Source organism: Curtobacterium sp. MCPF17_047 (assembly GCF_003234045.1).
Classification (GTDB): domain Bacteria; phylum Actinomycetota; class Actinomycetes; order Actinomycetales; family Microbacteriaceae; genus Curtobacterium.
Genome location: NZ_QKSF01000010.1, coordinates 17,741 through 32,167 on the forward strand (window position 1 = coordinate 17,741; position 14,427 = coordinate 32,167).

Below are 14,427 nucleotides of genomic sequence, written 5' to 3' on the forward strand. Positions count from 1 at the left end.
TCAGCGGCTGTCATCGCCGTCATCGCTCGGTAGACTCCGGGCATGGCGAGATGGCAACCCGGGACGCGGCAGCGACTGCAGGGGACCGCGCTGCAGCTGTTCCTCGACCGCGGCTTCGAGACCACCACGGTCGCCGACATCGCCCGTGCCGCCCAGGTCACCGAACGCACCTTCTTCCGGCACTTCGCCGACAAGCGCGAGGTCCTGTTCGCCGGCCAGGACGACTTCCTGCAGATGTTCGTCGGCCCGATCCAGGAGGCCCCGGCCGGCACTCCGCCGCTCGAACTCGTGGCGCGGGCACTGGCGGGCGCCGGAGCGTTCTTCCCCGAGGACCGCCGCGAGTGGTCCCGTACCCGCCAGCGGGTGATCGACGCCGAACCAGCGCTCGGCGAACGGGAGCTCGCGAAGCTGTCCGGCCTCGGCGCCCGGCTCGCCGAGCTCCTCCGCGACCGCGGTGTCCCGGAGCCGGCCGCGACCCTCGTGGCCCAGTCCGGCGTGACCGTGTTCCACCTGGCGTTCGCGCAGTGGATCTCGCCTGGCGAGACGCGGACGATGCCCGATCTGGCGACCGAACGGCTGGAGGCCCTGGCGAGCACGCTGGGTCGACAGCACGCCTGACCGCTGGGTGACCGGAGCGCACTGAGCCCGTTCTTGGACTCCCGGAGCACACTGGCGGGATGACCCGGACCGCAGCCCCGGCGCCAGCCCAGAGGACCGTCCCCGAGGCGGGAACCCCGGCCGTCCCGACCGGTACGGCCTCACCCGCTCCGCTCGTGCACCGCGCCCTGGCCCTCGACGGCCTGCGCACGGTCGCGATCGTCATCGTGGTCCTCTACCACCTGCACGTGCCGCAGTTCGAGGGCGGGTGGATCGGCGTGACCGTCTTCTTCGTGCTCTCCGGGTACCTGATCACCACGCTGCTCCTCCGTGAACGTCGGAAGACCGGCACGATCCGACTCGGGTCGTTCTGGTGGAAGCGGCTGCTCCGGCTCTACCCGGCGCTCCTCGCACTCGTGGTCGCCGGGCTGCTGCTCTGGAACTGGGTCGGGGACTACAAGGGTGCTTCGTTCTCGGCCGGCGAGGCCGCGTTCATCGCCCTGACCTACACCGGCAACCTCTACCGGTCGTTCTGGGACACCACGCAGGGCGTCTTCGCGCACACGTGGAGCCTGTCGATGGAGGAGCAGTTCTACCTGGTCTGGCCGCCGGTGCTCGTGCTCCTGTTCGCCCTGGGACGACGCCGGCGCACGCTGGTCACCGGCCTGTCCGCCGTGGTCGTCGGCGCCTCGGCAGCAGCCTGGCTGAGCTACCGCACGCCCTCAGGGGGATCGACCCCGGACGTGTACTTCTCGCCCGTGCTCGGCGTCGTCCCGCTCGCCACGGGGTGCCTGCTCGCGCTGCTGCTCGACGACGAGCGCTTCCGTTCGTTCGCCTCAGGTCTCGCCGGACACATCGGTACCTGGGCCGGTGCGGCTGCGGTCCTCGGCGTGCAGTTCTGGATCGACGACGACTGGACCGAGCACGCCTGGACCTTCGGGCTGCTCATGCCGGTCACCGGGGTCTTCGCCGCGGTGCTCATCGGCGGCCTGGTCTCGGTCCGCACCCCGGTGTCGGCGGCGCTCTCCTGGACCCCCGTCGCCTGGTTCGGCCGCCGGGTCTCGTACTCCGCGTACCTCTGGCACCCGCTCGTCATCGCGCTGCTCGGCACGTTCGCGATCGGCTGGTTCGGCGACGTCTGGCTCTTCGCCGCCGCGGTCGTGGTGTCGATCGGCGCGGCCTACGCGGTCGAGGTCCCCGTCGAGAAGCTCCGCGCCCGCACCCGGGAGGCCCACCGCCTGGTCACCGAGGACCGGGCCGCGCGGAGCGCCGCCACGAGCTAACGCCGGCGACCGGCCTGGCGTCGGGTGTGGTTGTGCTCGATCGCCCGACGGACGAGCGCCTGCAACGCCGGGACGTCGACGGGGTCACCGGCGGAGTACTTGATCGCGCGGCGCTGGTTGCCGCCGAGCTCGTCGTTGAAGAGACCGTCCGGGTCGTCGAGGGACGCGCCGTACATGAAGCCGAGCTTCACGGCCTGCTTGAAGACGTTGCCGACGACGAGGATGCCGTCGAGCTCCCACACCGGGGCACCGCGCCACTTCCACGTCTCCTCGATGGCGGGGTCGACGGCCAGCACCGCGGCACGGGCGTCGGCGAGGACCGCACCGCGCCAGTCCGGGTGCGCCGCGATCATCGCGTCGATGTGCTGCGCGGGCGTCAGCTCGCCCGCTGGCGGCTCATCCGTCTGGGGCTCATCCGTCTCGGCCATGTGCACACGGTAGTGCCCCGGACAGATCGGAGACCCCGTCGTGCGTTCCGGTGGAACCACGGACGGGAGGCTCCCCACCCGACACGGCCGTCCCGCCGCTGGCGCGTCGGGACGGTGTCGGCCGGAGGGGGCCCGGGTGCCGACCGGCACCGGGCCTCCCGTCCGGTCGCTGTCCGGACCGCAACGGTGCTGACGGTTCAGCGGCGGGTGTCGCCGTCCTGGTCGAGGTCGATCTCCTCGTGCGCGACGTCCTCGGACACCTGCTGCTGCTCGGTGACGGTCTCGGTGCCGAGGCGGACGCGCTCGACCGGGACGGTCTCCTTGTCGACGACGACGCGCTCCTCGCTGAGGGTCACCTCGTGCTCCTCCTCGGACAGGTCCGGGCCGTCGGTCGCAGCACCGACGTTGCCGTCGGTGATCGGCTCGGTCTCGACGCGCAGTTCCTCGTGCTGCACCGGCACGGTGATGTTCTGCTGCTCCGTCACGACGTGCTTGCGGAGACGGGCTCGGCCCGTCTGGACACGCTGCGTGCCGACGTCGAGGCGCTGCTCCGACCGGGTCATCGCGTCGTCGGTGTCCGGCCCCGACGTGTCGTGCCCGGCGGACGGGGTCGTGTCGTGCCCTGCGGACGCGGTCGTGTCGGTCACGCCGCGGTCGGTGTCCGTCGTGTCGCGGCCGGTGACCGTGTCGCTGTCGGCGACGCCTGCCGCGTCCGCGGTGGTGTCGTACCCGGCCGCTCCGGCCACACGGTCGTCGGTGGCTGGGAGGTCACGACCGGACGTGTCGCCTGCGTGGTGGGGACTTGCGGCAGCGGGGTCGGTCGGGGTCAGGTCGGGGTCGACGCCGATCGTGCCGTCGTCCGCGCCCGTGTCGGTGCTCGTGCCGTCGCCGTCGCCGGTCGTGCCCGCGGCACCGCTGCCGAGGCCGTAGTGGTCGAAGATCCGGTCCTGCTCGTCGTCGCTCAGGTCGCCGTCGGCGTCGATGCGCGGAGCGTCCTTGATGCGGTCCTTGTCGTAGGCCACGCGGAGTTCGTCGCCGGTCAGGTCGGCGCCCTCGAGCGGGACGAAGGACTCGGACGTGCCGAAGAGCCCCGTCGAGACGCTGGCGAAGAGGGGGTGCCCGTCCTCGTTGTCGACGTAGACCTGCTTGACGGTGCCCACCTTCTGGCCGTCCGGGTCGATGACCTTGGCGCCGAAGACGCTGTTGATGGTGTTCGTGTCGATCATGGTCGTTCCTTCCGTTCGTGCTGTGGGGTTGCGGACGTGTGAGTTCGTGGGGTGGTCGGAGCCGGACGTCAGCGACCGAGGCCGACGCGGTCGACCTTGCGGTGGTACCGCATGCCGGCCAGGCCACCGAGGACGGCGCCGACCAGGCTGATCACCGCGACCAGGACGACGGTGATGATGCCCGTGACGGTCAGGGTGCCCTCGTCGACGGGGATGCGCGGGAAGCTGTTGAGGTTCCCGAGCACGTTGAACTGGCTGCCGGCGACGGCGGTGACGATCGCCACCACGATCGCGATGACGACCGCCCAGATCCACACCGCGACGCCCTGCTTGGCGCCGGAGAAGCGCGCCATCCGGCCGGCGACGTAGCCACCGGCGACGTAGGCGACGAACAGGATCACCGCGAGTGCGATGGCGCCGACGATGCCGACGACGTCGCCGTTCTTCGTGACGTCCTTCGCGGCACTGTCGACGTCACCGGCGTTCTGGCCGAGACCGACGCCCGCGCCGACCGCGGTGAGCACCGCCGTGAGGATGACGGCGGTACCGGTGGCGGTGAGCCAGCCGAAGAACGCCGAGCCCCACTTGAAGCCGGCGAACTCGTCCTTCTCGCGCTCCAGGACGCTCTCGCGCTGGGTCGGGCCGCGGTCGGCGCGGGCGGCGCCGCCGCCGACGGCTGTTGCCGCTGCCCCGTCCCGGGTCCCGTGGTCCCGGGTCCCGTGGTTCTGGGCCCCGTCCGGTCCGTCCTGGTCGTGTGCCGCGACGGCGTGCGAGGCTTCGCCGTCGCGGTGCGCTCCCTCCGGGCCGGTGCCGTCGCTCGCTCCGGCGTGACGGACGGGCCGGGTGTCGTCGTCGGGTGTGCTCATGGCTGCCTCCTGGCGTGGTGCTCGTGCTGGTGTTCGATCCGCCCGGTACGGAACACCGGAGCGGGTGGGAGCGCGGGCAGACGACGACGGCCGTGCGGTTCGCGGACAGTCCCGCGGATCAGGCCGGAGGAGCCTCCTGGACCGTGACGCGGCGGACGCTCGGGGTGACGGCGGCGACCACGGTGGCGACCACGATGAGCACCGCGCAGCCGAGCAGGGTCGGCGTGGTCCCGACGGCGTGCGCGAGCGGTCCGACGAGCGCCTCGCCGAACGGCACGGCGACGACCGACCCGACGGCGTCGTACGAGTAGACCCGCGCCAGGACGTCCCGCGGCACGTTGGTCTGCAGGGACTGGTCCCAGGCGATCGAGAAGACCTCGATCGCGGCCCCGGCGACGGCGAACGACACGATCAAGGCCGGGACGGAGGGTCGGAGTGCCAGGGCGAGGACCGGTACCGCGGCGACGACCATCAGCGCCACACCGATGCCGAGTGCGTGCCGGGGGTGCCACCGGAGGGCGATCACCGCGCCGACCGCCAGTCCGACCGACAGCGCGGCGACGACGAGCCCCCAGGCCGCCCGGCCGAACGAGGCGTCCGCGACGACGGGCCCGAGCACCGCGGTCGCACCGACGAAGGCGGCGTTGAGCACGGCGAACTGCAGGACGACGATCCAGACCCAGCGGCGGCCGACGAACTCATGCCATCCTTCGCGGAGGTCCGCGACGACCGAGGTGCGCTCGGGCCGATCGGCCTCGGCCCGCCCGCGCGGCAGTCGCATGCGGGTGAAGAGGACCGCGGCGACGGCGAAGCCCGCTGCGTCGACGGCGAGCCCCCAACCCGGTCCCACCACCGCGACGAGTCCGGCACCGGCCGACGCTCCGAGGATGCTCCCGCCGTTGAGCCCGAGCCGGAGCAGGGCGTTCGCCGGCCGGAGCTGCGCTTCGGGCACCGTGTCCGGCACCAGCGCCCCGGCCGCGGGCAGGCTGACGGCCGCGACGGCCCCGTTCAGGACGCTCAGCACCACCAGTGACGGGATGCTCGCCGTCCCGGAGATGATGAGCGCGGCCACCGCGGCCTGCGTGACCGCAGCCGCGGACGACGTCCCGACCAGGACCACGTCGCGGGGCAACCGGTCCGCGATCACCCCACCGAAGAGCAGGACCGCGACGTTCGCGACCGAGCGGGCCGCCACGACGAGGCCCAGGTCCGCCGCGGACCCGGTGAGGTCGAGCACCGCGAACGCCAGGGCGATCGGGGCGACCGCGTTGCCGAGGATGCTCGTCGTCCGCGCTGCCAGGAGCCACCGGAAGGGCGCGGAACGCAGCGGACCGAGCCGGTCGACCGTGGTGCTCACGAGCGGCGGAGGGGGAACAGGGCGGCCGTGACCGACACCGGACGCGTGCCGGGTGTCCGCGGCGGACGGGCAGCGGCGTGCAGGATCGCGGACGCCTGGCCGATGTGCTGCACCACACGACGCCAGGTCTCCGGGTCGACCCACAGTGCGGCGTCGGTCGAGACGCCGGGACCGTCGACCTGGTCGCGGGCGCGTCGGCGGAGCTCCTCGGCGACGGCGTCGAGGTACACCAGCCGGTCCTCGGCCGCCTCGGGGTCGAGCGGATGCACCTCGTGGGCGTCGAACGGCACCGAGGAGGCCTCGTGTCGGTAGCGCTTCGCCTCGCCACCCCGCAGTCGGACGACCTCGACGACCCGGACGAGCCCGGCCCGCTCGAGGACCCGGAGGTGGTAGCTCGCGGTCGCCTGGGACAGCCCGAGCTCCCGTCCGGCCTCGGCGGCGCTCATCGCGACGCCCGTCAGCAGGGACAGCAGTCGCAGGCGGATGGGGTGCGCGGTCGCGCGGAGTTCGTCGATCGTGGACACGGAGGCATCGTGGCAGTCGGGGGTCGGCACCGTCAAAGGGCTCTTTGGGGGTCGGGATCCGCACTCCTGCCGGCGGCGATCACGGTCGTGCGTAGGCTCTCCCCGTGACCACGGACACCACGGACGTCCTCGTCGTCGGCGGCGGACCGGTCGGCCTGTTCCTCGGCGCGCTCCTCGCAGCACGCGGCACCGCGGTCCAGGTCTGGGAACGCCGGACCACCGACCCGGTCGGCTCCCGCGCCATCGGGATCCACCCGCCGTCCCTCGACGCGTTCGCCGACCTCGACCTGGCCGGCCCGGTGCTCGCCGAGGCCGTGCTCGTCCGTACCGGCGTCGCCCGTAGTCGCGGTCGGGTCCTCGGCGCGCTGTCGTTCGCCCGCGCCTCGGACACGCACCCCTACGTGGCGACGCTCGACCAACACCGCACCGAGACCCTGCTGCGCGGATGTCTCGACGCCAGCGCACCCGAGGCCCTCCGCACCGGCACCACGCTCGTCGACCTCGCCCGGCACGCCGACCACGTGGACGCGACCGGGACCGACCAGGACGGCCGGACCGTCACCGTCCGGGCCTCGTTCGTGGTCGGTGCCGACGGCGCCCGGAGCGTCGTCCGCGACCTGCTCGGCATCGGCACGACCGGTCGGGACTACCCGGATCGGTACGTGATGGGCGACTTCGCCGACCCCGAGGCCCCGGACGCCCGCGCGACGGCGCTCGTCGACGTCGGGCCGGCCGGGGTCGTGGAGTCCTTCCCCCTCCCCCACGGTCGCCGGCGCTACGTCGCCCTGCTGCACGCCGACGACCCGCTCGTCGACCCGGCCGCCCCGGCGACCGCAGCGGACGCACCGGAGGCGGGACGGGCCTCCCGGCTGGCGGCGATCGTCCGCGGACGGACCGGCGTCGCACCGGATCCGACCACCTGCTCGATGCTCAGCGCGTTCCGGGTGCGACGCCGCACCGCGGAACGTGTCGGTGTCGGCCGCGTGGTCCTGGTCGGTGACGCAGCTCACGAGATCAGCCCGATCGGCGGGCAGGGCATGAACCTCGGCTGGCTGGACGCCGCGGAACTCGGACCGTTGCTCGCCGACGCGGTGCGGACCGGCGAGGCCGGCCCGTGGCCGTCCTACGCGCGCCGCCGGCAGGCCGCCGCCCGTCGAGCGGGTCGGCAGGCCGAGGCGAACATGGCCCTCGGCCGTGCCGTCCCGGACGCCGTCGGCATCGGCCGGGAGGCACTGCTCCGGTCCGTCCTGACCCTCCCGACCTCCGGTGCGCTCGCCCGGCTCTACGCGATGGCGTGGGCGTAGCCGGAACCGTTCCCGGCGCTGCTCAACGGGCGGTGCGGTGCCGTCCGTACCGCTGGAACAGGGCCGCCCACCGGGGCAGGGCGCGCCGCTCACCGGACACGACCGCCGCCGCGGTGGGGGACGGTGCGAACGCGAACCAGGGGCACACGGGGCAGACGTGCAGCCACTCGTGGACGGCGAGACCGACGCCGTAGTACTGGTTCCGCGCCACGCGCAGCGGGCGGGAACACCGGGGACAGGACAGCTGCGCGCCGTCCCGTCCGAGCGCGGGGGTGGTCGTTCGTGTCACGTCGACAACTGGCATGGCCGGTCCTCTTCGATGTCCCGTCACGCACCGTTGCGTGACCGTGCGCCGAGGATACGACCGGACCCGCGCCGGTGCACGTCGGGGCACGGTCCTGTCCGCAGAACGCGAGCGCCGGCCTGCGCGCCGGGTCGGCCGCCCGGTCCGACCAGGGACGGACCGGGCTCGGCGCGACCGGGGTCAGGCGGTCACGGCGTGCGGGTACTCGGGCGCACGACCCTGGAACGCGAGGATCGCGTCGTTGCGGACCCGGCCGTCCTCGATCTCCACTGCACGACGGATGGTGTCGGACTCCGCCCAGGCCGACGGCCCCGACATCACGGTCCGGAGGAACGGCATCAGCGCCTCGCTGATCTCCCACGTCGACGAGTTCCAGAGCAGCGACGGGCTGTGGTCCACGGCGTAGTAGTTCGTCGAGTCGCCCACCGTGATCATCGGCTCGGCGAAGGACGTCGTGCGTGCCCAGCTGAAGCCCATGCCCTCGTCGATCGACACGTCGACGATGAGACTCCCCGGCCGGAAGGCGTCGAGGTCCTCGGTGCGCAGGTACGTGAGCGGGGCGTTGGGGTCCTGGAGCGTGCAGTTCACGACGATGTCGTTCCCCGCCAGGTACGGCGCCAGCGGCACCGGGCCGTCGGGTGTCCGGACCGTGCTCGCGAAGGGCGTGTGGTCGTCGTGCTCGAACTGCAGGATGTCGACCGACGGGATCGGTGACCCGACCGCCGCGATGTCCCGGTTGGTCAGGACGCGGACGTCGTGGACGCCGTGCGCGTTCAGCGCGGTGACGGCTCCGCGCGCGGTGGCCCCGAACCCGATCACGACGGCGGTGAGGCGTCGGCCGTAGTCCCCGGTGGAGCCGCAGAGCTGCAGGGCGTGGAGCACCGAGCAGTACCCGGCGAGCTCGTTGTTCTTGTGGAAGACGTGCAGGCCGAAGCCGCCGTCCTCGCGCCAGTGGTTCATCGCCTCCCAGGCGATCAGGGTCAGGCGCTTGTCGATCGCGAGCTGCGTCAGGGCCTGGTCCTGCACGCAGTGCGGCCAGCCCCAGAGCACCTGGCCGTCGCGGAGGTCGGCGAGGTCGGCGGCCAGGGGCTTCGGCAGGAGCACCACGTCGGACGTGGCGATGATCTCCGCACGCGTGGCCATCCCGGCGACGAGCGGCTCGAGGTCACCGTCCGGGACGCCGAACCGGTCCCCGTACCCCCGCTCCAGCACCATCTGTGCGCGGAGGTCCGGGTCGATGCGCCCGAAGTGGGCGGGGTGGATCGGCAGGCGACGTTCGTCGGCCTTCCGGGAGACAGCCAGCACCCCGAGCCGGAGCAGGTGGGGGGTCGGCGTGGTTTCGGTCATGGTGCACTGTACGGCGCGCCCGGGCTGCGGTTCACGCGACGAGTGCGGCCCCCGCGATCCCGAGCTCGACGACGAGCACGAGTGACGACGCGATGACGAGCCGGAAGAGGGTGCGGGTCGGCGGACCGGTGAGCACGAGCCGCACCCCGACCGCCGCGAGCACGACCACGACCACGGCACCGAGGACCGCGAGCACCGCACCGGCACCGCGGACCGGGTCGTCCCCGCCGAGCTGCCCGACCAGCACCAGGACGGCAGCGACGACGAGCGAACCGAACGCCACGATGCCGGACGCGTGCAGCCCCAGGCGGTGCGGGAACCCCCGGACACCGGTGGCCGCGTCGTCGACCAGGTCGGGCAGGACGTTCGTGCAGTGGATCGCGACGCCGAACACCGCCCCGGTGGCGATCGCCCACGTCGCCGGCCAGCCGCCGTCCGGTCCGGCGGCGACCGCGACGACCGGCAGCAGGCCGAACGCGACGACGAACGGCACGACCGAGGCCGCCGTCCGCTTCAGTCCCCCGTCGTAGGCCCACCCGGCTGCGACCAGCACGACGTGCGCGACGGCGGCGACCGGTCCGAGGAACAGCGAGAGCACGACGGCGACCCCGGCTGTCACGAACGCGGCGGTCCGGACCGTGGTGACGGCGATGATCCCGCGGGCGACCGGCTTGTCGCTCCGCCCGACCGCGCGGTCCCGGTCGGCGTCGATCCAGTCGTTGGCGAGCCCGATCGACAGCTGCCCGGCGACCACGGCGAGCGCCACCAGGACGACGACCCGGAACGGATACCCGACCGCGGTGGCGATGACCGCCGCCAGGACGGTGACGGTGACGGTGGGACCCGGGTGCGAGGACGCGAACAGCAGGCGGATGGTGGAGGGCCTGCGCGGAGAGGTCACCCGGCCAGCGTACGGAAGCGGTGGACGGCCGGTCCCGCTCCGTGGACATCCTGGGTCGTGTCCGGTCGGACGCGGCCTAGGTTCCGAGCAGCGTCGACCCCCGGCGCGGGAGGAACGACCATGACCACCACGACGAACACCCCGCCCGGCCGCACGGGCTTCCTGCGTCGGATGACCTTCGCCTGCGCCTGGGGTGAGGGCCTGGACGGCTTCGACCTGGGTGTCATCAGCGTCGCGCTCCCCGCGATCACCGTCGCGCTCGGGCTGGACCCGGTGCTCGCCGGGCTGATCGGGGCCAGTTCCCTGATCGGGATCTTCATCGGGGCGCCCCTCGCCGGGTGGCTGACCGACCGGTTCGGGCGGAGGCGGGTCTTCACGATCGACGTGCTGGCGTTCATCGTGCTCGGACTCGCGCAGGCGTTCGTCGCCGACGGGTGGCAACTGTTCGTCGTCCGGGTGCTGCTCGGGATCGCGATCGGTGCGGAGTACGCCATCGGGGCCGCGATGCTCGCCGAGTTCGCGCCGGCGGCGGACCGCGGGCGACGGCTCTCCGGGCTGCTCGTCTGCTGGTACGGCGGCTACCTGATCGCCGTCGTCACCGCGTACGTGATGATCGACGCGTTCGACCTCAGCTGGCGGTGGGTGCTCGTCACGAGTGCCCTGCCCGCGGTGGTCACCGCGATCGCGCGCATCGGGTTCCCGGAGTCGCCGCGGTGGCTGCTGTCCCGCGGCCGGGTGGACGAGGCACGGGCGATCGTCACGGCGCACCTGGGCGGCGAGGCGTACTTCCGCGAGGAGCAGTACGCGGCCGAGGAGCAGCGCGCGGGCGGCTACCGGGTGCTGTTCTCGAAGGACAACCGGCAGCGACTGGCGTTCATCTCGCTGTTCTGGGCGTGCAACGTCGCCCCGTACTTCGCGATCTTCACGTTCGCGCCCACGGTGCTCGACGCCCTGCGCCTGCAGAACGAGGCCGCGGGCACCATCACGGTCAACGCGATGGCTGCGGTCGGTGCGTTCGTCGGCATGCTCACGATCGAACGGCTCGGCCGTCGTCGCCAGCTCATCCCGCCGTTCTGGATCATGGCGGTCGCCCTGGCCGTGGTCGGGGTCTGGGGGTCGGCACCCGCCGTCGTGGTGGTGCTCTGCTTCGCGGTGTTCTCGTTCATGAACGCCGCCCAGGGCAACCTGACCGCGGTCTACCCGATCGAGGTGCTGCCGACCGAGGTCCGTTCCACCGGGGTCGGCTTCGCCGCCGCCTGCAGTCGGATCGGTGCTGCTGCTGGCACGTTCCTGCTGCCGGTCGGGATCTCGTCGATCGGCATCGGGGCGTGCATGCTCATCGCGGCGGCGGTGTGCGTCGCCGGCGGGATCCTGTCGCAGGTCATGGCACCGGAGACGACGGGTCGAGGTCTGCACGAGACGAGTACGCAGCCGCTGCGCCAGCAGGTGCCGACGGATCGGTGACGGGCGAGTCGGCGGGCGCGGACTCGACGGGCCCGGCGACCGCCCCGGTGCGGCGGCGACGCCGTGCCCCGAGCAGCCCGGAGGCCAACGCGATCCCGGCGAGCACGACGAGCCCGCCGACCGGTTCGTTCCACCGCAGCGGCTCGCCGAGCACCAGGACGCCGAGCGCGACGCCGACGACCGGTGTCAGGTAGGTCACGGTGGAGGCGCGCCCCGCGCCCCACGCGCCGACCAACCGGGTGTTCCATGCGTAGGCCAGCCCGGTGCCGACGGCGCCGAGCGCGACCATGGCGCCCACGATCCTCCAGTCCAGTTGCACCGGACCGGTGGCGACGACGGGCGCGACGACGAGCATCAGCCCGGCGGCCAGGGTGAGCTGCACCGTCGCGACGGTGGTCGGGTCGTACCCGCCGCCGACGCCGAAGCGGCGGAGCCAGGCGAGGCCGATGCCGTAGGAGGCGGTCATGCCGAGCAGCGCGACCTGCCCGGGGACACTCGCCAGCACCTGCGGATCGCCGAGGACGTCCCACGGTCCGACCAGGACCAGCACCCCGACGATGCCCAGGACGACCCCACCGACCTGCCGGCGGGTGAGCCGCTCGGTGGGGACCAGGACGGCCAACGCCAGCAGCGTCATGATCGGCGTCGTGGCGTTGTAGATGCTCGCGAGTCCCGACGGCACGGTCTGCTCCGCCCACGCCATCAGCGACGACGGCACCGCGTTGAGGAACACCGCGACGACGAGCAGGTGCCCCCAGACGCGCTTCTCGCGTGGCCAACGTCGACGGGTGACCAGGAGCACCACGACGAGCGTCAGCGCACCGAGCACGGTGCGGACGGTGGCGACCTGCTGCGGTGCCAGACCGTCGAGCCCGATCTTCGCGAAGAAGAAGCTCGAGCCCCAGGTCAGGGCGACGAGCACGTAGAGGAGGGCGTTCATGTGGCCTAGTCTCGGCACAGCACGCACATGCGGCAAACGCATGGACCTCATGTCGACATGAAGGACACGCATGACCGTCTCGCTCCCGCAGCTCCGCGCCTTCGTCGCCACCGTCGACGCCGGCTCGTTCACCACGGCGGCCGTGGTCCTCGGGGTCGGCCAGTCCGCCGTCTCACACGCCGTGGCCGGGTTGGAACGCGAGGTCGGCGGTCCCGTGCTCCGCCGTGGCACGGCCACCGCCCCGACCCCGCTGGGCGACCGGTTGCTGGCCCACGCCCGCAGCGTGCTCGCCTCCGTCGACGCCCTGGAGGCCGTGGTCCGGCCCGCCACGGCCCGCGGCACCGTGCGCCTGGCCGCCGTGCCGACCGTGTGCCAGGGACTGCTCCCCCGGCTCCGGGAACTCTGGTCGGTGGCGCTGCCCGACGTCGACGTGCAGGTCTACGAGGGCGACGACGACGAGATGCCGGAGTGGCTCGAGGCCGGCACCGTGGACGCCGCCGTGCTCGTCGACCCGGTCACCGTCCCCGACGGCGGGGTCGTCGTGGCGACGGACGAGATGGCCGCCGTGGTCCGGCGCGACCACCCGCTCGCCGGAGCCGAGGCGCTGACGCTCGACGACCTCCACGACGACGGCCTGGTCGCCGGCGGCGGGGGCTGCGAGCACCAGATCCAGCGGATGCACGAGATCGCCGGACAGCCCTTCCGGTACGCCCACCGCGTCCGGGAGATGAGCACCATGTTCGGCATGATCGAACGCGGCGAAGGGGTGTCGATCGTGCCGACGCTCGGTCGCGTGATGCTGCCCGCCGGGCTCGTGATGCTGCCGGTGGCACCGCGGTACGAGCGGACCCTGGTGCTGTCCGGACCGTCGTCCCGACCGTGGCACCCCTTGGCGCGGGCGCTGGTCGACGCGGTGTGAGCGGCATCCACGTCGACCCCGTCACCAGGCGCGCTCGGCAGGATGGGGTGATGTCGGAGACCTACGTCAAGACGTTCACCAGCCCGGACGAGGCCGCTGCCGAGGCGGCCGGACTGCAGTGGCTCGCCGAGGCCGAGGACGCCGGCGGCACCCGCGTCGCCCGGGTCGTGGCTCGTCCGCGCCCGACGGTGCTCGAACTCGAGTTCGTCTCCGACAGGGAACCGTCGACCGCCCAGGCGGAGCGCTTCGGCCGCTCACTCGCCCACACCCACGCTGCCGGCGCGTCACACTGGGGAGCACCGTCGCCCGGGTTCCCGGTGAACGGGCCGCTGCGGATGGGCCGCTCGCGGACACCGTTCGTCCCCGCGACCGAGGCACCGGAGCGCTGGGGCGAGTTCTTCGCCGAGTACCGGATCCGCGACTACGTGCAGCGCATCGTCGACGCGGGCGGCTACGACGGGTCCGAGGCCGCGGTGTTCGAGCGCGTGTGCGACCGCCTGGAGGACGGCACGCTCGGCTCGCCGCAGCCCGCGCTGGTCGGGGACGGACCCGCCCGGCTGCACGGTGACCTGTGGGCGGGGAACGTGCTGTGGCCGCGGGATGCGGCCGAGCCGACGGGTGCGGTGCTCATCGACGCGAACCCGCACGGCGGGCACGCCGAGACGGACCTGGCGTTGCTCGCACTGTTCGGGTTGCCCCGACTGCAGACCGTCCTGGCCGCGTACGACGCCGAGTCGCGCCTGGCCCCCGGGTGGCAGGAGCGCGTCGAGCTGCACCAGCTCGCACCCCTGCTGTTGCACGTCCTGCTGTTCGGCGGCTCCTACACGGACGCGGCGCTCCGGGCAGCTCGCCGCTACGCCTGACACCGCGGTCGTCGGGCTCGCCGTCATCGGCTCGCCGTCGATCTCGCCTACGCTGGTCGGCGGTACCTCGCTGCAGGAGTCCTCGCGGCGACCGAACGGCCCCC

At 73.0% G+C, this 14,427-nt stretch carries 15 protein-coding genes; 6 read left to right on the forward strand and 9 right to left on the reverse strand.

Features of this window, described 5'->3' with window-relative positions:
• Positions 1–42: 42 nt before the first annotated feature.
• Together DEJ33_RS11275 and DEJ33_RS11280 are read left to right on the forward strand one after the other, a co-directional pair.
• A complete protein-coding gene (locus tag DEJ33_RS11275) occupies positions 43–618 on the forward strand; it encodes a TetR family transcriptional regulator (protein WP_111194997.1) in 576 nt (191 codons plus the stop codon).
• Between the two features lie 59 nt (positions 619–677).
• Entirely contained in the window at positions 678–1,880 is a 1,203-nt protein-coding gene (locus tag DEJ33_RS11280) for an acyltransferase (protein WP_111194998.1), read from the forward strand.
• Here the strand turns inward: DEJ33_RS11280 and DEJ33_RS11285 are convergent.
• The 5 genes from DEJ33_RS11285 to DEJ33_RS11305 all read right to left on the reverse strand — a co-directional run bounded on the left by DEJ33_RS11285 (position 1,877) and on the right by DEJ33_RS11305 (position 6,281).
• Positions 1,877–2,308: a DUF1801 domain-containing protein gene (locus tag DEJ33_RS11285; RefSeq protein WP_111194999.1), complete on the reverse strand. Its 432-nt coding sequence runs from the start codon at positions 2,306–2,308 to the stop codon at positions 1,877–1,879. The genes DEJ33_RS11280 and DEJ33_RS11285 overlap by 4 nt on opposite strands.
• A gap of 197 nt (positions 2,309–2,505) precedes the next feature.
• Positions 2,506–3,534, reverse strand: a complete 1,029-nt coding sequence (locus tag DEJ33_RS11290) for a DUF2382 domain-containing protein (RefSeq protein WP_111195000.1) — start codon at positions 3,532–3,534, stop codon at positions 2,506–2,508.
• Positions 3,535–3,602: 68 nt separating this feature from the next.
• The gene (locus DEJ33_RS11295; RefSeq protein ID WP_181432782.1) at positions 3,603–4,400 is read right to left on the reverse strand and encodes a hypothetical protein; all 798 of its coding nucleotides are present in this window, start codon (positions 4,398–4,400) and stop codon (positions 3,603–3,605) included.
• Positions 4,401–4,518: 118 nt separating this feature from the next.
• Entirely contained in the window at positions 4,519–5,757 is a 1,239-nt protein-coding gene (locus DEJ33_RS11300) for an MFS transporter (protein ID WP_111195001.1), read from the reverse strand.
• Positions 5,754–6,281, reverse strand: a complete 528-nt coding sequence (locus tag DEJ33_RS11305) for a helix-turn-helix domain-containing protein (RefSeq protein WP_111195002.1) — start codon at positions 6,279–6,281, stop codon at positions 5,754–5,756. Before DEJ33_RS11305 ends, DEJ33_RS11300 begins: the two co-directional genes overlap by 4 nt.
• A gap of 104 nt (positions 6,282–6,385) precedes the next feature.
• Between DEJ33_RS11305 and DEJ33_RS11310 the strand changes: the two genes are divergently transcribed.
• Positions 6,386–7,585 (forward strand): NAD(P)/FAD-dependent oxidoreductase, encoded by a 1,200-nt coding sequence (locus DEJ33_RS11310; protein ID WP_111195003.1) that lies wholly within the window; start codon positions 6,386–6,388, stop codon positions 7,583–7,585.
• Positions 7,586–7,607: 22 nt separating this feature from the next.
• On the opposite strand, the gene DEJ33_RS11315 is transcribed toward DEJ33_RS11310, so the two are convergent.
• From DEJ33_RS11315 to DEJ33_RS11325, 3 genes are all read right to left on the reverse strand, one after another.
• The gene (locus DEJ33_RS11315; RefSeq protein ID WP_146242597.1) at positions 7,608–7,874 is read right to left on the reverse strand and encodes a hypothetical protein; all 267 of its coding nucleotides are present in this window, start codon (positions 7,872–7,874) and stop codon (positions 7,608–7,610) included.
• Between the two features lie 195 nt (positions 7,875–8,069).
• The gene (locus DEJ33_RS11320; RefSeq protein ID WP_111078481.1) at positions 8,070–9,236 is read right to left on the reverse strand and encodes a N(5)-(carboxyethyl)ornithine synthase; all 1,167 of its coding nucleotides are present in this window, start codon (positions 9,234–9,236) and stop codon (positions 8,070–8,072) included.
• Positions 9,237–9,267: 31 nt separating this feature from the next.
• The gene (locus DEJ33_RS11325; protein ID WP_111078482.1) at positions 9,268–10,137 is read right to left on the reverse strand and encodes a UbiA family prenyltransferase; all 870 of its coding nucleotides are present in this window, start codon (positions 10,135–10,137) and stop codon (positions 9,268–9,270) included.
• Between the two features lie 120 nt (positions 10,138–10,257).
• Here DEJ33_RS11325 and DEJ33_RS11330 point away from each other — a divergent pair, with 120 nt between their 5' ends.
• The gene (locus tag DEJ33_RS11330) at positions 10,258–11,601 is read left to right on the forward strand and encodes an MFS transporter (protein ID WP_111195004.1); all 1,344 of its coding nucleotides are present in this window, start codon (positions 10,258–10,260) and stop codon (positions 11,599–11,601) included.
• Here DEJ33_RS11330 and DEJ33_RS11335 read toward each other — a convergent pair.
• Entirely contained in the window at positions 11,519–12,541 is a 1,023-nt protein-coding gene (locus DEJ33_RS11335) for a DMT family transporter (protein WP_111195005.1), read from the reverse strand. The genes DEJ33_RS11330 and DEJ33_RS11335 overlap by 83 nt on opposite strands.
• Before the next feature lie 70 nt (positions 12,542–12,611).
• Between DEJ33_RS11335 and DEJ33_RS11340 the strand changes: the two genes are divergently transcribed.
• Positions 12,612–13,460, forward strand: coding sequence for a LysR family transcriptional regulator (locus DEJ33_RS11340; RefSeq protein WP_111195006.1), 849 nt, complete (start codon positions 12,612–12,614; stop codon positions 13,458–13,460).
• A 50-nt stretch (positions 13,461–13,510) separates the two neighbouring features.
• Positions 13,511–14,323 carry a fructosamine kinase family protein gene (locus tag DEJ33_RS11345; protein ID WP_111195007.1) on the forward strand — a complete coding sequence of 271 codons (813 nt, stop codon included), beginning with the start codon at positions 13,511–13,513 and terminating at the stop codon, positions 14,321–14,323.
• Positions 14,324–14,427 lie beyond the last annotated feature (104 nt).